Source organism: Streptomyces sp. NPDC058470 (assembly GCF_042721055.1).
Lineage (GTDB): Bacteria > Actinomycetota > Actinomycetes > Streptomycetales > Streptomycetaceae > Streptomyces.
In genome coordinates this window covers 51,756-73,056 of record NZ_JBHXMF010000011.1, presented here as the reverse complement: position 1 = coordinate 73,056, position 21,301 = coordinate 51,756, and the positions used below count along the sequence as shown (strand labels likewise).

Sequence of the window (21,301 nt, the reverse complement as noted above, 5' to 3'; positions counted from 1 at the left end):
CGTGCGACGGATCTCCACAGAGCGCCGGGGCACGCGGGGCCATTGGGGCGGGAGTGTCCAGTTCGGAAACCGGATGCCGAGCGCACGCACACAGCGAGGACACCCGGACTGTGAAGGACTCGCCGTCGAACGGTGCACGCTCCTGCACGGTTGACCGGTTGTGGAGATCAATCGCCCTGATGGGAGCGGCTGTTGACTGGAGGCGTGCTGCGGCAGCGTGCTTTGATCCATGGCACCGCGGGGGTCACGGGTCATTCCGGGCTCCCGGCAACGGGTGCCCGACGCCCGCGGTCGCGGCCGACCATCTGTCCCCAGAGGGGGCCGCTCTCCCCCTTATGAATACGCACACGAAGGGAAGTTCCATCATGAACTCCACCCCCCAGGTTGCCACCGCCGAGATCTCGGACGCCGACCTCGACGCCGTTTCGGGCGGTCTCGCCCTGGACGCCGTTGGCACCGTCACGGGAATCGTGGACTCGGTCGCCCCGGGCGTCCTCCCGCTGGTCGGCTCGGTCGTCAGCACCGTCGAGGGTGTCACCGGCCTGAACGTCACCGGCGTGGTCGCTGGTCTCTGATCTCCATCAGTGCCCTCGAGTCCCGGAACCGCTCCATGGTTCCGGGACTCTCGGGTGCCGTAAGCCTATCGAACAGGTGAGGGAAGTCCCTTGCAGTTCCGCCAACAGGCCCTCGCCAAGCTGCAGTCGCCGGAAGAACTCGACCTTCCGGTGCGTTTCGCCCGCCCCCAGGGCTGGCTCGTCCTGTCCGTGACGGTCCTCGTCATGGCGGCGGCCTCCGTCTGGGCGGTGACGGGCACCGTGGCGTCCACGGTCGGCGCACCCGCCATCCTCACGCACGGGGAGGGCAGTTACGTGCTGCAGAGCCCGGTCGCCGGGCAGGTCACCGCGGTCCTCGCGGAGGAGGGCGAACGGCTCGCCGCCAACGCCCCTCTGCTCCAGGTCCGTACCGCGCAGGGCGAGACGGCCGTCGTCCGCACGGTCGCCGCCGGGCGCGTCACCGCGCTGGCCGCCACCATCGGCGCGATCATCTCGACCGGTGCGAACGTCGCGGCCGTCGAGAAGGTCGCCCACGCGAACGATCCGCTGTACGCGACGGTGTACGTCCCCGCCGAGAACGCCGCCACGATCCCCGAGAACGCAGCGGTGGACCTCACCGTCCAGTCGGTGCCGACCCAGCAGTACGGGGTGCTGCGCGGCCATGTGAAGGCGGTCGACCGGACGGTCCAGACCCAGCAGCAGATCGCCGCCTTCCTCGGCGACAACCAGTTGGGCGAGCAGTTCACGAAGGACGGCAGGCCGGTGGCCGTCCTGGTCCGCCTCGACCCCAGGTCCAGCACGAAGAGCGGCCTCAAGTGGTCCTCGGCGGACGGCCCGCCGTTCGCGCTGACCTCCATGACCCTGGCCTCGGCCTCTATCCGGCTGGCCGATCAGCGCCCCGTCGATTGGCTTCTCCCGTGACCACCGCGCAGGACACCCACGGCAGACGCCGCGCCGCCCCGCCCAAACGCCCGGTCCCCAAAGGCAGGCGCAAGACCGTGCGCACCCCGACCGTGCTCCAGATGGAGGCGGTGGAGTGCGGCGCGGCCTCGCTCGCCATGGTGCTCGGCCACTACGGCCGGCACATCCCCCTCGAAGAGCTGCGCATCGCCTGCGGTGTCTCCCGGGACGGCTCGCGCGCCAGCAACCTGCTGAAGGCGGCGCGCAGTTACGGCCTGACGGCCAAGGGCATGCAGATGGACACGGCCGCGCTCGCCGAGGTGCGGGCGCCCGCGATCCTGTTCTGGGAGTTCAACCACTACGTCGTGTACGACGGCATGGGGCGCCGGTTCGGACGGCGCGGCGTGCACATCAACGATCCCGGCAAGGGCCGTCGTTTCGTGCCGATGGAGGACTTCGACACCAGCTTCACCGGCGTCGCCCTGGTCATGGAGCCGGGCCCCGACTTCCACCGGGGCGGCCGCAAGCCGGGCGTCCTTGGTGCCATGCCGGCCCGGCTGCGCGGAACCTCTGGCACCATGCCCGCGGCCGTCCTGGCGAGTCTGCTGCTTGTCGTGGTCGGCGCGGCGGTGCCCGCGCTCAGCCGGACGTACATCGACAGCTACCTGATCGGCGGTCAGTCCTCGTTGCTCGGCGTGCTGTTCGCGTCGATGGGCGCCTCGGTGGCACTGACGGTGGTGCTGACGTGGCTGCAGCAGGCGAACCTGCTGCGCGGTCGCATCATCTCCTCGACGCTCTCCAGCGCCCGCTTCCTGCGCCATCTGCTGCGGCTGCCGGTCACCTTCTTCTCCCAGCGCAGCCCGGCCGACCTGGTGCAGCGGCTCCAGTCGAACGACGCGGTGGCCGAGACCCTGTCCCGTGACCTCGCGGCGGCCGGGGTGGACGCGGTCGTGGTCGTGCTCTACGCGGTGCTCCTCTACACCTACGACCCGCAACTCACGGCCGTCGGCATCGGCGTCGCGCTGCTCAACGTGGTCGCGATGCGGGTGGTGATCCGGCTGCGTTCTACGCGCACCGCGAAGCTGCGCGCGGACAGTGCCCGGCTGACCAACACGGCGTACAGCGGGCTCCAGTTGATCGAGACGATGAAGGCCACCGGCGGCGAGGACGGCTACTTCCGCAAGTGGGCCGGGCAGCACGCGACCACGCTGGAGGAGGAGCAGCGCCTCGGCGTGCCGAGCGCCTGGCTGGGCGTGGTCGCGCCGATGCTCGCGACGCTCAACAGTGCGCTGATCCTGTGGATCGGCGGGATGCGGGCCATCGAGGGCGGCATCTCGGTCGGTCTGCTGGTCGCCTTCCAGTCCCTGGTGACCCGCTTCACCGCGCCGATCACCCGCCTCAACGGTGTCGCGGGCCGCATCCAGGACTTCGCGGCGGACGTCGCCCGCCTCAAGGACGTCGAGAACTTCCAGGCGGACCCGCTGTACGACCGCCCCGGTACCGCCGATTCCACCCGCCGCCTGCACGGCCACGTCGAGCTGGAGAACATCACGTTCGGCTACAGCCCGCTCGACAAGCCCCTGCTGACCGGCTTCTCCCTGACGGTCGGCCCGGGCCAGCAGGTGGCCCTGGTCGGCGGCTCGGGCAGCGGCAAGTCGACGGTGTCCCGGCTGATTTCGGGCCTGTACGCCCCGTGGGAGGGCACGATCCGTATCGACGGCCGGCGCCTGGACGACATCCCGCGCGGCGCCCTCGCCTCCTCCGTCTCCTTCGTCGACCAGGACGTCTTCCTCTTCGAGGGGACGGTCCGCGACAACGTGGCGCTGTGGGACCCGTCGATCCCGGACGAGGCGGTCGTCGCGGCGCTGGAGGACGCGGCGCTGTACGACGTCATCACGCGCCGGCCGGGAGGCATCCAGAGCCGGGTCGAGCAGGACGGCCGGAACTTCTCCGGCGGCCAGCGTCAACGTCTGGAGATCGCGCGGGCGTTGGTGCGCAGGCCCAGCATCCTGGTGCTCGACGAGGTGACCAGCGCGCTGGACGCGGAGACCGAGCAGACCGTCATCGACAACCTGCGCAAGCGCGGCTGCGCGTGTGTGGTGATCGCACACCGGCTCAGCACCGTGCGCGACAGCGACGAGATCGTCGTACTCCAGCACGGCACGATCGTGGAACGCGGGCGGCACGACGCCCTGGTGGCGGCCGGCGGTCCGTACGCCCAGCTGGTCAAGGAGCGATGAGATGACGACCGTCAGCGAGGGCGATGTCGTCCTCGGCGCGCTCGGCGGCATGGGCACCCCCGTCGACAGTTCCGCCCTCAACCGCCTTGATCTGGAGGGCCCGCAGATCCTGTGGCTCGTCGCGGCGGGCGCCATGGACCTGTTCGCGGTCGACGCCGTCCAGCAGGGCCACTGGCACCACCTCGGCCGCCTCGAAGCGGGCTCCCTGCTCCTCGGCCCGGTCACCGGCCCCCAACACACCCTGGTCGGGCGGCCGTTGCGCGACTGCGTGGTGCGCCGGATCGGGCTGCGCGAGCTGTACCAGCAGGCCGACACACGGACCTGGTCGTACGACGAGTACGGCAACGCCCAGTACGTGCCGCCCACTTCGAGCCCGCTGGAGTACGCCCTCGCGCTCGGCGTGGGCCGCAGCCTTTCCATCCTCTTCCAGGCGCCGATGGCCCACGAGAACGCCGCCGCGCTCACCGACGATGACGTCTTCTGGATGCAGGTGCCGCCCGGCAGTGTGCAGTACGGCTCCCTGTACGGCGCTCAGGCGGCGGCCGACCTGCTGATGGACTCCGGTGTCTGGCAGCGCATGGTCGACCAGCAGTACCGGCTCCTCACCACCCTCGACCGTTGGATCGAGCGGCTGGAGTCAGGCCACGAGGACCGTACGGCGGCGGGCATCAAGGCGGGCGAGGCCGTGCGCGCCCAGGCCGACCGGACGCTGCTCGCGTCGATCGGCAAGCAGTCGGCGAAGCGCCCGACGGCCGCCGACGCGGACGCCACGTACGCGGCCTGCAAGCTGGTCGCCGACGCGGCCGGGATCACCCTCGCGAAGGCCCTCCAGAGCGGCACGGAGAGCGAGCGGATCGACCCCGTCGAGCGGATCGCGATCGCCTCGCGCGTCCGCGCCCGTGCCGTACGTCTCGACGGGCACTGGTGGCACGACAACATCGGCCCGCTGGTGGGCCACCGTGCCGTCTCGGGCAGTCCGGTCGCCCTGCTGTGGCGGCGCGGCGGATATGTCGCCGTACAGCCGTCCTTGGGACGCGAGACGCCGGTCGAGAAGGCCAACGCCGGGGAGTTCGAGGCGCAGGCCGTGATGTTCTACCGGCCGCTGCCCGAACGGTCGTTGAGCCCCCTGCGGCTGATGAGGTTCTGCCTCCGGGGCACCGGCGGCGACATGCGCAACCTCGCGATCAGCTCTCTGGTGACCGTCGCGATCGGCGCGATCGTGCCGATCGCGACCGGCAAGGTGCTCGGCGAGTACGTGCCCAGGGCCCAGCACAGCCTCATCGTGCAGGTCTGCCTCGCCATCATGATCAGCAGCGTGGTGTCGGCGGCGTTCACGCTGCTGCAGAACCTCACCATCCTGCGACTGGAGGGCCGGATCGAGGCAACGCTCCAACCTGCCGTGTGGGACCGGCTGTTGCGCCTGCCCACGAAGTTCTTCACCTCCCGCTCCACGGGTGAACTGGCCAGCGCGGCCATGGGGATCAGCGCGATCCGCCGCCTGCTCGCGGGCGTCGGTCCGACCCTCGCCCAGGCGGGCACCATCGGCGCGATGAACCTGGGCCTGCTGCTCTGGTACAGCGTTCCCATGGCGCTGGCCGCGATCGGCATGCTCGTCGTCATCGCCGCCGTGTTCCTGGGACTCGGCCTGTGGCAGGTGCGCTGGCAGCGCCATCTGGTGGTGCTCAGCAACAAACTGAACAACCAGGCCTTCCAGACCCTGCGCGGCCTGCCGAAACTGCGGGTCGCGGCAGCCGAGAACTACGCGTACGCGGCCTGGGCGGGCGAGTTCGCGCGCAGCCGCGAGCTCCAGCAGAAGGTCGGCCGGATCAAGAACCTCACCACGGTGATGGGCGCGGTCTATCTGCCCCTCTGCTCCCTGCTGATGTTCATGCTGCTCGCGGGCCCGGCGCGCGACTCGCTGTCGGCCGCCGAGTTCCTCACCTTCAACACCTCGATGACGATGCTGCTGACCTCGGTCACCTCGATCACCGGCGCGTTCGTCTCGGCAGCGGCCGCGCTGCCGATGTTCGAGGAGATCAGGCCGGTGTTCGACGCGACACCCGAGGTGCGCGTGGCGAGCACCCGCCCCGGAGTCCTGTCCGGCGCGATCGAGGCCCGCGGCCTGTCCTTCCGCTACACCGACGACGGCCCGCTGGTCCTGGACGAGGTGTCCTTCGACGTGCAGCCGGGCGAGTTCGTGGCGATCGTCGGCCCCAGCGGCTGCGGCAAGTCCACGCTGCTGCGGCTGCTCATCGGCTTCGACAAGCCGGTGTCGGGCAGCGTCCTGTACGACGGCCAGGATCTGGCGGCCCTCGACCAGTCCGCCGTACGCCGCCAGTGCGGTGTCGTGCTCCAGCACGCGCAGCCGTTCACCGGATCGATCCTGGACTGCATCTGCGGCACCGAGCCGTACACGCCCGAGGAGGCGATGGCGGCGGCCCAGATGGCGGGCCTCGCCGAGGACATCAAGCGCATGCCGATGGGCCTGCACACCATCGTCTCCGGCAGCGGCTCGGTCTCCGGCGGCCAGCGCCAGCGCCTGATGATCGCCCAGGCGCTGATCCGCCGCCCCCGCATCCTCTTCTTCGACGAGGCGACCAGCGCCCTGGACAACGAGACCCAGCGCACGGTCATCGAGAGCACCCGGGCGCTCAACGCCAGCCGCGTGGTCATCGCGCACCGGCTGTCCACCGTGATGGACGCGGACCGCGTCATCGTCATGGAGGCCGGCAAGGTCGCCCAGCAGGGCCCGCCCGCGCAGCTCCTCGCGGACACGAGCGGGCGGCTGCACGAACTGGTGCGGCGGCAGATGCGCTGAGGCGGTCAGTCGAGCCCGGGTACCGGGGCTCCGGAGGGGATCCCGGCCTCGACGTACCTGCGGTAGATCTCCCGCCAGGCCGCGGTGCTCCCGGCGTGCGGTCCCTCGGGCTCCTCGCCCCGCGCGTGCGCGTCGAGGGCGCCCAGGCACACCTCCCAGCCGGCGCCGTTGCGCGCGGCGGTGTTCTCAGCCTCCAGGACGTCGGTGAGCGTGAACCGGGTGCGCTTATCGTCCAGTGCCTCCAGGTCGAAGTGCAGCTCGTCGCCGCCCCACTCGAAGGAGAGGTGCCGGGGTGAGTCGATCGCGATGACGCGGCCCGTGGACTCCGGCATGTTCGGGTCACCGCTGAAGGTGATGGTTCCGCCGGGGCGCAGGTCGATCTCGGCGCGCGAGGGGAACCAGTGGGCCAGCTCGTCGATGTCGGTCACGAACTGCCAGACGCGCTCGACGGGACGGTCGTAGGTCCGGCTGAGGCGGACGGCGGGGCGACCGTCGTCGAGGGTGAGGTAGCTACCGGTGGGGGCCTGGGACTCGGCGGACATGGTGGCTCAGTCCTTCGGGGAGGGCACTGCTGGGGCTTCGGGCTCGGTCAAGGATTACCCCGCCGCTCGGGGCCCGTCCACGGCGTGACACTCCGACGAGACCCGGGTCACTCATCGAAACGTTGCAGTTTCGATAGAAGGGGTCTAGCCTCTACGTGTACGAAACGGTTTCGTTTACCTGCGCGAAACCCTTTGCAACTTCCCTGGAGTTTCCGATGCCTCAGACAGTGACCGAAGGTGCCCGTTCGGGTGCCATGGACGCCTCGTCGGCGAATTTGACGAAGCGGTGGTGGATCCTCGCGATCATCGGGATCGCGCAGCTCATGGTGGTCCTGGACGCCACCATCGTGAACATCGCCCTGCCGTCCGCCCAGGCGGACCTGGGCTTCTCCGACGGCAACCGGCAGTGGATCGTCACCGCCTACTCCCTGGCTTTCGCCTCGCTGCTGCTGCTGGGCGGACGCATCGCCGACCTCTTCGGGCGCAAGCCCGCCTTCCTCATCGGTGTCTCCGGATTCGCCGCGGCCTCCGTGCTGGGCGGCGCCTCCACCAGCTTCGGGATGCTGGTCACCGCACGCGCCCTGCAGGGCATCTTCGGCGCGCTGCTCGCACCGGCCGCGCTCTCGCTGCTGAACACGACGTTCACCGAGGCGAAGGACCGCGCCAAGGCGTTCAGCGTGTTCGGCGCGATCGCCGGCGCCGGTGGCGCGCTGGGGCTGCTGCTCGGCGGTGTGCTGACCGACGCGCTCGACTGGCGCTGGACCCTGTACGTCAACCTCATCTTCGCGATCATCGCCTTCGTCGGCGGCTGGGTGCTGCTGAACAACCACCGCGACGCCGCGAACTCCAAGCTCGACCTGCCGGGCACCCTGCTGGTCTCCTCCGGACTCTTCGCCCTGGTCTACGGCTTCTCCAACGCCGAGACGCACGACTGGAGTTCGCCCGCCACCTGGGGCTTCCTGGCCGCGGGCGGCGTGCTGCTGGCGGCGTTCGCCCGGTGGCAGACCCGTGCCAAGCACCCGCTCCTTCCGCTGCGCGTACTGCTCGACCGCAACCGCGCCGCTTCGTTCATCGCCATTCTGATCACCGGCGCGGGCATGTTCGGCGTCTTCCTCTTCCTGACCTACTACCTCCAGCTGAACCTGGGCTTCAGCCCGACCAAGACGGGCCTGTCGTTCCTGCCGATGATGGCGGCCCTGATGATCATGGCCCAGGTCTCCACCACCATCCTGGTGCCGCGCGTCGGGCCGAAGGTCGTCATCCCGGCGGGCTTCGCGATCGCCGCGATCGCCATGGCCTGGCTGACCGGCATCGGTGTCGGCTCGTCCTACACGACCGCCGTCCTGCCGCAGTTGATCCTCATCGGCGTGGGTCTGGGCATCGTGATGCCGCCCGCGATGTCGCTGGCCACCATCGGGATCGCGGCCGAGGACGCGGGAGTCGCCTCCGCGACGGTCAACACCATGCAGCAGGTGGGCGGTTCGATCGGTACGGCGCTGCTGAACACGCTGGCCGCGAGCGCCGCGACGAGCTACCTGGCCGGCAGGAACCCGGCCGACAAGCTGGTCCAGGCGCAGGCGACGATCGAGAGCTACACCACCGCCTTCTGGTGGTCGGCCGGCTTCTTCGCCGCGGGCGCGGTGATCACCTTCCTGCTCTACCGCCGCGGAAAGCTGGAGCGGGACGTCAACGACGCCGCCGCACCGGTCGTCCACATGTGATCGCGTCCTGACCCAACGATCAACGATCACCCCTGAACCGAGGGGCCGCCGTCTGCAGGGAGACGGCGGCCCCTCATCCCTCTTTTACGGGCCGGCCCCTCGTCCGCCTCCGGTAGCGGGCCGTCGCGACCGCGAGGCGAGCCTGCCGGGCCAGCTCGTTCTGCGGTACGGCGGGCCGGTACACGACGAGTCCCCGCTCCCGTTTCTCCAGCCTCAACTCGCCTGATGTGGGCGCGACTTCACCGTCGTACGCGAGAGCGTCCGTGCCGGTCAGACCCTCCAGCCCGACCCGGGAGACTCGTTCGGCGCTGTAGACCCGGGAGCGGCCGAGGGCACCGGCGAGCGCGGAGACGACGACCCTGGTGCGGGCGAGCCGGTGGTCGCAGTCGATCAGCCGCAGGTCCAGGAGTCCGTCGTCCAGGCGCGGCCAGAAGGCGGGGGCGAAGCCGTCGGGGACATAGCGGCCGTTGCCCGCGAAGAGCAGCCACAGGCGCCGGGGGCGGCCGTCGACCCGCAGCTCGATGGGGGTTGCGGTGCGCAGCACCCGGGTGAGGGCGACGACGGCGGCCGGCCATTTGCCCCATCGCTCCTCCAAGTGCTCACGGATCCGGACGAGTTCGGGGTAGAGGCCGATGCTGAAGGTGTTGAGGAACCGCACCTCGTGCCCGGCCGACGGGCGCGCCACACCGATGTCCACGGCCACCGCCTCGCCCCGGGCGACCGCCACGGCGGTGTCCTCGAAGTCGGGTACGCCCACGTCCTGCGCGAAGTGGTTGAGGGTGCCGCCGGGGAACACCGCCAGCGCGAGCCCCCGTTCGGCCGCCGCGCGCGCCGCCGCGTTGACGCTGCCGTCACCCCCGCACACGCCCAGCGCGCCGCCCGCCGCCGCGGCCCGCTCCACCGCCTCGGCGAGCAGCTCGGCGAAGTCGTCGTCCGGGGCGCGTTCGATCAGCTCGGCTTCCGGCAGCAGACCACGCAGCCGTTCGGCGGGCTGCAGTCCCGTCGTGGGTGCTCCGGTACCGGCCCGGCTGTTGACGAAGACGACCAGCCCCCGGCCCGCGGGCAGCGCGGGCGCGTCGGCCTCGGGCCGCTCCCGCTCGGGGCGTACAGGGTGCGGCGGCCACCAGCGGCAGGTCAGTGCGGCGGCCCCGGCGCCGATCGCGATCCCGGCCAGCACGTCTCCTGGGTAGTGCACGCCGACGTAGACACGCGAAAAGGCGACCAAGGCGGCGAAGGGTGCGACCAGAGCCCCGTACCCGGCGGATTCCAGGGCGACTCCGGTGGCGAAGGCCGCGGCCGACGCGGAGTGTCCGGAAGGGAATGACGAGGAGTGCGGCTGACGTCGAAGGTGCCGGATCGACGGCACGTGGCGCAGCACCGGACGGGGACGGCGGGCACTCCACTTGACGACCGTGTTGACGGTCAGCGAGGCGAGGACGAGCGAGCCGGTGCCGCGCACGGCCGCCCGCCGGGCGGTACGGCCGCCGACGAGCGCGAGGCCCGCGGCCCCGCCGAACCACAGCCGTCCGTGGTCGGCGGCGCGGCTGAGCCGCCGCAGCGCCGGATCCGCGGCCGGGAAACGGGAGCCGGCCACCCGCCGGAACAGCCGCAGATCCAGTTCGCCGAGTGTGCCCATGGCCCCACTCCTACCGGCAGCGGAGGCGGATCGGCATCCGCTGCACCTCCAACCGGAGCAGCACCCGGCACGGCCTCCGGCGACCCACGGGGTGCCGGTCGGGGCCGGCCCGGGTCAGGACCTGTGCGGTAACGCCGGAGGCCGGCCGACAGCCCCACTCTGTCCGGCCGGCCTCCGGTACGAGATCACGCGGCACTCGCGACGAGGCCCGCCTTCCCCAGTATCGGGCTCTCGTTGGACGCCCACGGGGACCGCGCGATCCCGGTCTGTCAGAACGTGAAGACGTTCATCCCGTAGGAGTTCTTCACGCACTCGTTGGCGAAGGTGCGCTCGTACGCGACCCGCTTGCCCTGCCACACGCCGTCGACGGTGATGACGACGGGGTCGAACTCCTTCGTACACATCACGCCGGCTCTGACGGACAGGGCGTCGAAGTCGCCGCCCGTCTCACGGAGTTCGGCGCAGGCCCGCAGGGCGTCGGGGTGGGTGCCGGAGGCGGTCGGGGCGCAGTTCAGGGTGACGGCGCGCTCCGCGGTGGCGGTGGCCGCGCTGTGACCGTGGCCCACGCTGAGCACGAGGGCGGAGGGGGCGTAGAGCGCGGACGGGCCGGGGCCCGGGGCGGCGAGGGCGGTTCCGCCCAGTGGCCCGCAGACGGCGGTGGCCGTCAGGGTGAGAGTCGCTGCCCAACGCGCGGTGGTCGGCATTGTGTGCATCCTTCCGCTCGATTGAATGCGAGACCGGCTCGGTCTGTGCCGGTTCGGCGAGCGCGAGTCTGCCGAGTCCGGACAGGAAACACACATCCGACCCACGGGTTTCAGTAACTTTGAGTATTGAATCAGTGGCGCGAAGTCACAGGATTCGAACGTAACAGCCCGGAAGGGAGCGCTTACTGATCGTCCTGAGCGCCTTCATGGCCGAATTTCCACGGCTCAGCAATAGGCCGGAAACATTCCGCTTCAGCTCACGGCGGACCCCCTGGTCATCCCCTTGCGTATCCTCCCTCCACGAGTAATCGTCATTACATGATTACAACGGAGCAGCACGAGAAGTTGCGCGGCTGGTTCACCGGCCGACTGCCCGACGACCTCTTCGAGAGCCTGACGGAGGTGACCGTCGACCGCGAGGAGATCACCGTCGTCGGCCGCATCCCCGAGCCCCGGGTCGCCGAAGGCGCCTCCGCCGCCGAGAAGGAGGCGGCCCTCCAGTCCCGTATCCAGGAATTCCGGGAGCGCACCCGTGAGCAGCGGATCGAGGTGGCGCACGAGGCGGAGCACCGGTTCCGCAAGAAGGTCTCGTGGGGTGCGCAGTGCGGGGGCGAGCGCGCCCTGTTCACCCACATCGCCGCGCCGGTCATGACCCGGCTGCGCCAGCCCGAGCGCCAGGTCCTCGACACCCTCATCGCCGCCGGTGTGGCCCGCAGCCGCAGCGACGCCCTCGCCTGGTGCGTACGCCTGGTGCAGCGGCACACCGACGACTGGCTCACGGAGCTGCGGGACTCGCTGGAGCACGTACAGCGCGTCCGGGCCCAGGGTCCCGACGCCGAGGAGTGACCTCGAGCAGATGCCGTGGGTCTTTCAGCCCGTCCGGCGTTTGAGTGCGAGGCCGTCCAGGCCGAAGCGGGGGTCTGGGGCAGCCCCCGGGAACAAGGGACGGGCAGGGGCGGAGGGGTGAAAAACCCACCCCGGCTCCGCGATCCGCGCACCACAGTGGACGGATCTTGTCCCAGTCGCAAGGATCGACCCCGTACTGCGCGAGCTCAGGGACGAGGGACGGGGACGCACGGATGGCGAAGCACTGGGCCGACTTCCAGTACGAGATCTATCTCAACGGGATGACAGGCGCCGTACCGCGGCTGCCCACCGATCTGACCCGGTTGGAAGAGCTCACCGAGCAGCGCCTGGGCCCCGGCCCGGTCGGCTACGTGGCGGGCAGCGCGGGCAACGGCAGCACCGCGCGAGCCAACCGAACCGCCCTCGACCGGCGCCGGATCGTGCCACGCATGCTGCGCGACGTCCACGAACGCGACCTGTCCGTCGAGCTGTTGGGACGGGCGCTGCCCGCACCGCTGGCCCTCGCACCGGTCGGCGTACTGTCGATCATGCACCCGGACGCGGAGTCCGCCGCCGCACGGGCCGCCGCGGCACAGGGCGTCCCGTACATCCTGTCCTCGGCCTCCAGCACACCCATGGAGCAGGTCGCGGAGGTGATGGGTGACGCGGAGCGCTGGTTCCAGCTGTACTGGGCGAAGGACCGCGAGGTCACCCGGAGCTTCCTGGAGCGGGCGAAGGCGGCCGGGTTCACCGCACTGTTCGTCACCCTCGACACTCCCCTGCTGGCCTGGCGGCCGCGCGATCTCGACCGGGCGTACCTGCCGTTCCTGCACGGCGTGGGCACCGCCAACTACTTCACCGACCCGGCGTTCCAGGCGGGCTTGGCGAAGCCGGTGCACGAGGACCCGAACGCCGCTGTGATGCACTTCGTGGGTATGTTCGCGGACCCCGGCAAGACCTGGCCCGACCTGGAGTTCCTGCGGGAGAACTGGGACGGCCCGATCGTCCTCAAGGGCGTCCTGCACCCGGACGACGCCCGTCGTGCGGCCAGTGCCGGGATGGACGGCGTGGTCGTCTCCAACCACGGCGGCCGTCAGGTGGCCGGCGCCGTCGCGGCAGCGGACGCACTGCCCCGTGTGGTGGAGGCGGCGGGCGACCGCCTGACCGTCCTCTTCGACAGCGGGATCCGCACCGGCGACGACATCTTCAAGGCGCTCGCCCTCGGCGCACAGGGCGTGCTCGTCGGACGCCCGTACGCCTACGGACTCGGCCTCGACGGTCAGGCGGGCGTCGAACACGTCATCCGCTGCCTGCTCGCCGAGTTCGACCTCACACTCGCCCTCTCCGGCCACGCCCGCCCCGGCGACATCGGTCCCGACGACCTGATCGAGGAAACCGCCTGACAGCAATACCGCGCGAGCGCCGACCCGAGCGGGCCTCGGCGTCTTGGACCCTGAGCCCCCGAACGCGGTGCGCTTCCCGCATGTCGCGGGTGTCACGCGCGAGACCCGCAGGCGTATCGCACCGCCGGCCGTCCGGAACACCGCCGCCCTCGTGGACGGCGGTCGCCCCTGGACGTCATCTCGTAACTTCTGCTCGCTCAACCCCTACAGGCCGATTCCCTTGATCACCGCGTCGAGTTGCACGAGCAGAGGCAGCACGGGCTCGGGGCTCGCGTTGTCGCCGACCGTCACGGAGCGGGGTTCCTGATAGGGCTCCGAGGAGGTCGCCTCCGGATCGGCCGGCACGCCCGTCGACCCTTCGCCGGGAGGCTGTTCACCCGGCGGCTGCTCACCGGGTGCCTGCCCGTCCGGTGGTTCGGGCGCCCTGCCGCCGGCGGACGGCACACCGCTGGAGGCCTGCGGCGAAGGGCTGGTCGTGCCCGAGATCGACAGTGATTCGGGGCTGGCCGACTCGGAATCGGTCCGCCACCGCTGCGCGCCGGAGCCGTCGCGAACCTTGACGACGATGGCGGACCCAGGGTCCGCGGAATCGGGCGCGACAGCGAGCCGGTCGCTCCACCGGGGCTGCAACTCGCCCCGCGCGGTGAGGTCGTAGCGCACGTCGTCACCGCGCGCCGCGTCCTCGGTGGCGCAGGGCTCCAGCACGACGAAGCCGTCGTCGGCATGGGAGTCCAGGCACAGTTCGGGGTTGGCGACACTGCGCAGGAGGCCGTCGCCACCGTACGACCATTGCTGGGTCCAGGCGGAGGAGCACACCGCGAGTTCGGTCGCGGCCCCTGCCTTCGCCTCGCCGCCTTGGATGTCGAGGCACAGATCGGCGGAGAGGTTGCGCAGCCGGGTCTGCTCGGTGTTCGTGGGATGCCCGGCCGAGTTGGGGGGCGGGGACGCGGAGCCGGGCTCGGGCGAGAGCGTGCGGGCGTTGCTCGCGCCGGTGGAGGCCGTGGGGTCGGCGCCCGGCTCGTCGTCCGACCACAGCGTGGTGGCGAGGACGGTCACCAACAGGGTGGCCGAGACCACGCCCGCTCCGGTGATCAGGGCTTTGGCGTGCCGCTGTGCGGGCTGGGGCATGCCGCGCGGGGCGGGTATCTGGGACAGCAGACGATGACGTCCGCTGTTTCCCGGGAGCCCGCCACCGCCGCCCTGGCGCCTGCCGCCGAGCGGTACTCCACCCAGGGGGCGCCCTCCTCGCTGTGCGCGCCCGGGGCGGGAGTCGAGATAGCGCCGGGCGCCCCAGCCGAGTACCGCTTCGGCGAGCAGCGCGCCCAACCCGCCCTCGAAATGGCTGAGTTGTTCGGCGGCGAAACGGCAGTAGCGGCACTCCATCAGGTGCTGTTGGACATCGGGCAGCAAGGCGCCGCCACGGCGAATCGGAACGTCGAGCAACCGGTTGTGGAACGCGCATTCCTGGGTCGGCGCGAGTTCACGGTGGGCGCGTACACAGCCCTCACGGAATTGCTCGCGGGCCTGTTCCAGAGCGGCCGACGCGGTGTCGGTATCCATGCCCGACAGACCGGTCGGTACGGATATGTCCTCGGCTTCGACCTCGGTGTGCCACAGCAGGCCCTGGGCGATTGGCTGCAGCGCGTGGAAAGCGCGCTCGGTGAGCTTCCGGTTTTCGGCCGTCATGGACTTGGCGGCCCGCAAACCGCGGCCCCCGGCGGGTTTCCTCAAGTCCGGCAGAACACCGGTTATCCGATCCTCCGCGGCCCACTCCCTGACGGTGTCCCGAACGGCCACGAGAATCCGGGGCCGCACGGCGACACCGGACTCGCCGCGCGTCAGGCGGTCGAGTGTCCGGCGGAAGGAGGCGGCGGTCACCATCGAGGCGACGTTCGCCGAGGAAGCGAGGCAGATGACCGAGTAGTCGTACGCCGGCTGCCAGTGCCGGGCCATCAGCAGGGCGACGGGATGTGCCGTCTCGCTCTCCGGCCGGCCTCGCAGCTGTGCGGCGAGACTCTCGTCGGACTCCCCGGGAGCGCCGCCGGGAGGATAGGGAGGACGTGGGGGGTGGGGGGTGGGCACAGAGCGGGTTCCTTCCAAGGCGCAAGGTGGCACATAGAAGTTCCTTCACCGCCGAAAAGGAGCTCCTCATTGGTGCATACCTTTATGACGGAGCGCCGGGAAAAACGGCCGGGGCGAAGTCCGTAACGACAACCGTCGCCAAGACCCTTTCGGGCTCCTCGACGGCCTTGAATACCGAACAGCGATTCGGACCCGGCCATTGGCCCAGCGCAGGAAGGTCACCTTCGCACAACACGCTCGTGACCAACAAGACACGTGAGTAACTTCCGTCCCAGTGAGAGAAAGTCAGATCCGGTCGGCAACTCTCGCGACTCGTACCGGTTTTCGAAATTTCATGCGCCCCGTGTGAAGGGCACGCACGCGCCGGTGGCCCGCGCACGCTCCCGGCGCGCGCAACCGGGCGGTCCACTGGAACCGGCCCTTCTCGGGGGCCCCGCGCGGTACGGCGGCTCTCCCGCGCGAAACCGGCCGCCGACCCTGATCTCCCGCCCTCGGTCGGCGGCCCCGAGGGCGGGTCGACCTGCTCGCTCCCTGGGCCGGTGTCAGATCTGCCAGGACCTCAAGCGGTCCGCCGCGCCATAGACGTCCGTCTTGCCGTCGATCAGATCGCGGGCGAGGTCGACGAGGGCTCCGTACGGCGGGTCGATGCCGACACCGCTGACGAACATGTAGGCGACCGCCGCCGCGCAGGCGAAGCGGGCGTTCGCGGCCGGCAGGGGCTTCAGCAGGGCCAGGGTGTGCAGGAGCGCGGCCGCGCGCCAGGCCGGGTCGGAGTCCACGCCGAGGCGGGGCGGGTCGACGCGGTGCCGGGCCACGGCGGCGACGAGCGCCGAGAAGTCGTCGACCGTGGGCTGGTCGGGCATGACCTCGTCGTGGCGCTGGAGCAGCCAGGGCACGTCGATATGGATGACGGCTGCCATGGGTCAGGCTGCCCGGCCCTCGCCCTTGCGGGGCGGTTCGTCCTCGGGGAACGCGGCGGCGAACTCCGCCGCGTGCGCCGCGAAGAACCGGCGGAACACCTCCGCGCCTTCCTGCAGCGCCCGGTGCCGCACGATGTCGGCCGCGGCCGCCTCCCGCACCAGGGCCTTCATCGACGTACCGCGCTCCTTGGCGATCTGCCTCAGGTCCTCTAGCTCGCGGTCGCTGAACTCCACATTGAGAGCTGGCATGCCCTCACGGTACCGTCCGGGTACTTACGCGTAAATACTCCCAGTTCAGCGACGATGTGGTGCGGTACCTCCCACGTCCGGGACCGAGGGGTCCCCGACCGGAGGCGACAGCTCGATGTGAGGTCGCGCGGCGGCCCGGGTGGTGGTGCTCGCGGGTGTCGAGGCACTCGGGCTCCTGCTGGGTGGCACGCCTGCGTGGCGTGGCTCCTGGTACGTAAGCCGTGTGCCGCGTGCGAAGGCCGTCCACGGACTAGGCTGGAACACGAGTGACGCGCTTGTTCACTGTGTGTGTGCGCAATGGAGTGGCGACGATGAGCCCGGAGACAACCCTCGGTGGGCCCGCCACGGCGCGGGTCGTCATCGACGTGAACGGCACCCTGATCCGCTGGAGCGAGGGGGCCCGCCGCCTGCTCGGCTATGCGTCGGAAGAGGTCGAGGGCAGGCCCGCCGCGGATCTGCTGGCCACAGGGAACACGGTCCCGTTGCCCGGCCCCGCCGAAGAACGGTGGAGCGGCACCGTCGAGCTGCGCCACCGCGACGGCCGCACGCTGTCCGTGTGGCTGCTCGCCCACCACGGGCCCCCGCGGCAGAGCGGCAGCGACTGGCTGGTGCTCACCCCGCTGAACGACGACGCTCCCGATCCGCAGGACGACTTCCTGATGACTGCCGCACTGAAGCAGTCCCCCTGCGCCACGGCCGTCTACGACGACCGGCTGCGCCTGCACGGGGTCAATGAGGCGATGGCCGCCGTGCTCGGTCTCCCGGCCGCGCACATCCGTGGCCTCTCGACCCCCGAGGTCGGCGGCAATCTGGACGGCGAGGAGATCGAAGAGGAACTCCGGCACGTCCTTGAGTCGGGTCAGGGGCGCGAGACACAAGGGTATGTGCGGGCGGGTGGCGAGGAGCGCGCGCACGCCTGGCTCGGACTGCTGGCGCCGCTGATCGACGCCGACGGGCAGGTGCGCGGTGTGTGCATGACCGCCCACGACTTCTCCGAGCACTACATGGCCCGGGAGCGCCTGCGGCTGGTGAACGAGGCCAGCGTCCGCATCGGGACCACGCTGGACGTCACACGGACGGCCCAGGAGCTGGCCGACGTCTGCGTTCCCATCCTCGCCGACTTCGTCAGCGTCGACCTGCTGGATCCCCCGGAGGACGGGGGCGATCGGGAGTCGGGACCACCGAAGGTACCGGTCGCGCTGCGCCGTGCGGCACACCAGTCGATCCACCCCGGATCGCCCGAAGCGGTGGTCAAACCCGGGCAGAGCGACATCTACCCCGCCGGTTCGCCCCAGGCGGACTCCCTGGCGGCCGACCGGACGATCGTGGCAGCCAACGCCACCGCCGCGCTCGCCGGCTGGCTCGCCCGGGACGAGGTGCGTCGCGAACGCGTACGCGAGTACGGCATCCACACGACGATGTCGGTACCGATCCGAGCCCGCGGCACGACGCTCGGGGTGGCCGTCTTCAACCGGTCCCAGCGGATCGACCCCTTCACCTCCGGCGACGTCCTGCTGGCCGAGGAGGTGACGGCGAGAGCCGCCGTCTGCATCGACAACGCCCGCCGCTTCTCCCGTGAGCGCGCGACCGCGCTGGCCCTGCAGCGGAGCCTGCTGCCCCAGTCGCTGCCCCGGACGGCCGCCGTGGAAGCCGCCTCGCGCTACCTCCCCGCGGCACGTGCCGGGGTGGGCGGCGACTGGTTCGACGTGATCCCGCTGTCCGGGATGCGGGTCGCCATGATCGTCGGCGACGTGGTGGGCCACGGCATCCAGGCCTCGGCGACCATGGGGCGGCTGCGCACCGCCGTCCGCACCCTCGCCGACATCGACCTCGCCCCGGACGAGCTCCTCACGCACCTCGACGACCTCGTCGTACGACTGTCCGCGGAGGCCGGCGCCGACGGCACCACCGGCGAGGTCGGCGCCACCTGCCTGTACGCGGTGTACGACCCGGTCTCCCGGCACTGCACCCTGGCCCGGGCGGGCCACCCGCCGCCCGTCATGCTTCCGCCGGGCGGCCCGGCCCGGGAGATCGAACTCCCCGCGGGACCGCCGCTCGGCCTCGGCGGACTGCCCTTCGAGTCCGTCGAACTCGACGTTCCCGAGGGCACGGTCCTCGCGCTGTTCACCGACGGCCTGATCGAGAGCCGCGAGCGGGACATCGACGCCGGCCATCAGCTTCTGCGCGAGTCGCTGGAGAGCAACTCGGACTCCCTGGAAGGGGCGTGTCACGCGATCCTCCAGACGCTCCTGCCCGTCGGGAGCGCCCCGGACGACGTGGCTCTGCTGCTCGCCCGTACCCGCGGGCTCCCCGCGTCCCAGGTGGCGACCTGGGAGATTCCCGCGGACCCCGCCCTCGTCGCGCCGATACGCAAGCAGGCCGTCGCCCAGCTGCTCGACTGGGACCTGAGCGAGGCGACGTTCACGACCGAGCTCGTGGTGAGCGAACTGGTCACCAACGCCATCCGGTACGGCGAATCGCCCATCCGGCTGCGCCTGATCCACGACGCCACCACCCTGATCTGCGAGGTCTCCGACAGCAGCCACACCGCACCACATCTGCGCCGGGCCAGGACCTTCGACGAGGGCGGCCGGGGACTCCTGCTGGTCGCCCAGCTGACGCAACGCTGGGGCAGCCGCCACACGGCGGACGGCAAGACGATCTGGGCGGAGCTGACGCTGGTCGAGGAATGACGGCGGACGGCCAGGAAGGAGGTCCGGCCCGGGAACGGGGCGTTCCGGACGCGCCCGGGAACGGGGCTTACCCGCCCCCGCGAATCTCCCTGGTACGGGCCCTGATGTCGTCGGCCTGATTTGATGAAGGGGCATCATGACCGTGTCCCGGAGGACCGAATCCTGAACGCCCCGCTCGCCGAAACCCTCTCCGTCGTCCTGCTCGTCGCGGTGCTCGCCTGCGCCGTGATCCGCCCCTTCAACTGGCCCGAGGCGGCCGTGGCGGTTCCGGCCGCCGCTATCGTGATCGTCACCGGGGCGATCACCTGGGACCACACGGTCGCGGAGGCGGCACACCTGGGACCGGTGATCGGCTTCCTCGCGGCGGTGCTGGTGCTCGCCCGGTTCTGCGACGACGAGGGGCTCTTCCGGGCCTGCGGAGCGTGGATGGCCCACTGGGCGGCGGAGCGCCCCGGCCGGCTGCTCACCGCGGTCTTCGGGCTCGCCTCGGCGATCACGGCGGTGCTCAGCCTGGACGCCACCATCGTGCTGCTCACGCCCGTGGTGTTCGCCACCGCGGCGCGGATGGGCGCCCGCCCGAAGCCGCACGTGTACGCCTGCACCCACCTCTCGAACACCGCCTCCCTGCTCCTGCCGGTCTCCAACCTCACCAATCTGCTCGCGTTCAGCGCCAGCGGTCTGAGCTTCACCCGCTTCGCCGCGCTGATGACCCTCCCCTGGCTGGTCGCCATCGGCGCCGAGTACCTGGTCTTCCGGCGCTTCTTCGCCCGCGACCTGGGCGCGGCGGCCACGCCGACGCCGGACGTCGCCGAGCCGCCCGCCATGCCGCTCTTCGCGCTGGTCACGGTGGGCTGCACGCTGGCGGGGTTCGTCCTCGCCTCCGCGCTCGGCATCGATCCGGCGTGGTCGGCCGCGGCCGGGGCGCTGGTGCTCTCCACCCGCGCCCTCGTCCGCCGCCGGGCCACCCCGCTCACCGTGCTGCGTGCCACCGCGCCCGCCTTCCTGGCGTTCGTGCTCGCGCTGGGCATCGTCGTGCGGGCGGTGGTCGACCACGGGCTCGCCGGCGCCCTCGGGCGACTGCTCCCGGAAGGCAGCGGCCTGCTCGCGCTGCTCGGCATCGCGGCGCTCGCGGCCGTGCTGGCCAACATGATCAACAATCTGCCCGCGGTCCTCGTACTGATCCCGCTGGCCGCCACGTCCGGACCCGGCGCGGTGCTGGCCGTCCTGCTCGGGGTCAACATCGGCCCCAATCTGACCTACGCGGGGTCCCTGGCGACCCTGCTGTGGCGGCGTATCGTGCACCAGCACGACCATGGCGTCGATCTCAAGGAGTTCACCCGGCTCGGTCTGATCGCCGTGCCGGCCGCGCTGATCCCGGCCGTACTGGCCCTGTGGCTCTCACTCCAAGTCGTCGGAGGCTGACACGTATGCGGGTGATCGTCTGGCTCGTCGAGGGAACGTGGCCCGCCTGCGTGGACGCCGTGCACCGGCACGCACCGCACGCGACGGATGTGGTGCTGCTGTACGTCGACGAGCCCGATGCTCCGGGCCTGGCGCACGGCGCCTTCGCCGGACTGCTCGGCCGCGCGCATTCCGGGCGCGACCCCGGAGACAGCCTGGCGGACCTCGGCACCTCGTCCGCGACGCGGCTCCTCGACGCGGCGGCCGAGCGACTTGCCCGCCCCTGCACCCGGCTGGAGCGCGCCGGGCGCGCCGAGCGGGAGGTGGTCGCCGCCGCGGAGAGCGCCGACCTGCTCGTGCTGGCCCGTGACGGTGACCGCTCCCGACTCGGCCCGCGCAGTCTGGGACCGGAGGGGCGTTTCGTGGTCGACCACGCGCCCTGCCCCGTCCTGCTGGTCTGGCCCGAACCGGCGCCGGACGTCACGACACTGCCGCCCCACTAGGTCCGGCAGACACGTTCTCGGAGGCCACTCCCTCGATGGGCGCGGCGCAGTGGCGTGGGGCATCTTGGACACAGCCAGGAAGGGACAGC

General features: G+C 71.1%; 16 protein-coding genes. 10 read left to right on the top strand and 6 right to left on the bottom strand.

All coding sequences use genetic code 11. The features are described from left to right. Positions 1-365 precede the first annotated feature (365 nt). The 4 genes from ACFWP7_RS10665 to ACFWP7_RS10650 all read left to right on the top strand — a co-directional run bounded on the left by ACFWP7_RS10665 (position 366) and on the right by ACFWP7_RS10650 (position 6,512). Positions 366-575, top strand: a complete 210-nt coding sequence (locus tag ACFWP7_RS10665) for a type A2 lantipeptide (RefSeq protein ID WP_384379238.1) — start codon at positions 366-368, stop codon at positions 573-575. A 90-nt stretch (positions 576-665) separates the two neighbouring features. Then, entirely contained in the window at positions 666-1,475 is an 810-nt protein-coding gene (locus ACFWP7_RS10660) for a DUF2118 domain-containing protein (RefSeq protein WP_384379236.1), read from the top strand. Then, positions 1,472-3,694 (top strand): NHLP family bacteriocin export ABC transporter peptidase/permease/ATPase subunit, encoded by a 2,223-nt coding sequence (locus ACFWP7_RS10655; RefSeq protein ID WP_384379233.1) that lies wholly within the window; start codon positions 1,472-1,474, stop codon positions 3,692-3,694. Before ACFWP7_RS10660 ends, ACFWP7_RS10655 begins: the two co-directional genes overlap by 4 nt. Before the next feature lies 1 nt (position 3,695). After that, entirely contained in the window at positions 3,696-6,512 is a 2,817-nt protein-coding gene (locus ACFWP7_RS10650) for an NHLP bacteriocin export ABC transporter permease/ATPase subunit (RefSeq protein ID WP_384379230.1), read from the top strand. Between the two features lie 5 nt (positions 6,513-6,517). On the opposite strand, the gene ACFWP7_RS10645 is transcribed toward ACFWP7_RS10650, so the two are convergent. Next, entirely contained in the window at positions 6,518-7,054 is a 537-nt protein-coding gene (locus ACFWP7_RS10645) for an SRPBCC family protein (protein WP_384379227.1), read from the bottom strand. A gap of 215 nt (positions 7,055-7,269) precedes the next feature. Here ACFWP7_RS10645 and ACFWP7_RS10640 point away from each other — a divergent pair, with 215 nt between their 5' ends. Next, positions 7,270-8,775, top strand: coding sequence for an MFS transporter (locus ACFWP7_RS10640; RefSeq protein WP_384379224.1), 1,506 nt, complete (start codon positions 7,270-7,272; stop codon positions 8,773-8,775). Positions 8,776-8,848: 73 nt separating this feature from the next. Here the strand turns inward: ACFWP7_RS10640 and ACFWP7_RS10635 are convergent, their stop codons facing one another. Both ACFWP7_RS10635 and ACFWP7_RS10630 read right to left on the bottom strand, forming a co-directional pair. Continuing rightward, positions 8,849-10,411, bottom strand: a complete 1,563-nt coding sequence (locus tag ACFWP7_RS10635; RefSeq protein ID WP_384379221.1) for a phosphatase PAP2 family protein — start codon at positions 10,409-10,411, stop codon at positions 8,849-8,851. A 269-nt stretch (positions 10,412-10,680) separates the two neighbouring features. Further along, complete coding sequence (locus tag ACFWP7_RS10630) at positions 10,681-11,115, bottom strand: protease inhibitor (protein WP_384379218.1); 435 nt, start codon at positions 11,113-11,115, stop codon at positions 10,681-10,683. Positions 11,116-11,433: 318 nt separating this feature from the next. Between ACFWP7_RS10630 and ACFWP7_RS10625 the strand changes: the two genes are divergently transcribed. Then, positions 11,434-11,961, top strand: coding sequence for a hypothetical protein (locus ACFWP7_RS10625; RefSeq protein WP_384379215.1), 528 nt, complete (start codon positions 11,434-11,436; stop codon positions 11,959-11,961). A 233-nt stretch (positions 11,962-12,194) separates the two neighbouring features. Then, a complete protein-coding gene (locus ACFWP7_RS10620; protein ID WP_384379212.1) occupies positions 12,195-13,364 on the top strand; it encodes a lactate 2-monooxygenase in 1,170 nt (389 codons plus the stop codon). A gap of 204 nt (positions 13,365-13,568) precedes the next feature. Here ACFWP7_RS10620 and ACFWP7_RS10615 read toward each other — a convergent pair whose 3' ends face one another. From ACFWP7_RS10615 to ACFWP7_RS10605, 3 genes are all read right to left on the bottom strand, one after another. Then, positions 13,569-15,446 (bottom strand): RICIN domain-containing protein, encoded by a 1,878-nt coding sequence (locus ACFWP7_RS10615; protein ID WP_384379209.1) that lies wholly within the window; start codon positions 15,444-15,446, stop codon positions 13,569-13,571. Between the two features lie 542 nt (positions 15,447-15,988). Then, on the bottom strand, positions 15,989-16,366 hold the full coding sequence (locus tag ACFWP7_RS10610) for a toxin Doc (RefSeq protein WP_384379206.1): 378 nt from the start codon (positions 16,364-16,366) through the stop codon (positions 15,989-15,991). Positions 16,367-16,369: 3 nt separating this feature from the next. Beyond that, positions 16,370-16,615 carry a hypothetical protein gene (locus tag ACFWP7_RS10605; RefSeq protein WP_384379203.1) on the bottom strand — a complete coding sequence of 82 codons (246 nt, stop codon included), beginning with the start codon at positions 16,613-16,615 and terminating at the stop codon, positions 16,370-16,372. Positions 16,616-16,926: 311 nt separating this feature from the next. Here ACFWP7_RS10605 and ACFWP7_RS10600 point away from each other — a divergent pair, with 311 nt between their 5' ends. From ACFWP7_RS10600 to ACFWP7_RS10590, 3 genes are all read left to right on the top strand, one after another. Further along, positions 16,927-19,308, top strand: coding sequence for a SpoIIE family protein phosphatase (locus ACFWP7_RS10600; protein ID WP_384379200.1), 2,382 nt, complete (start codon positions 16,927-16,929; stop codon positions 19,306-19,308). Positions 19,309-19,431: 123 nt separating this feature from the next. Next, entirely contained in the window at positions 19,432-20,730 is a 1,299-nt protein-coding gene (locus tag ACFWP7_RS10595; protein ID WP_384379197.1) for an arsenic transporter, read from the top strand. Between the two features lie 5 nt (positions 20,731-20,735). Then, positions 20,736-21,212, top strand: coding sequence for a universal stress protein (locus ACFWP7_RS10590; protein WP_384379194.1), 477 nt, complete (start codon positions 20,736-20,738; stop codon positions 21,210-21,212). Positions 21,213-21,301: the final 89 nt, after the last annotated feature.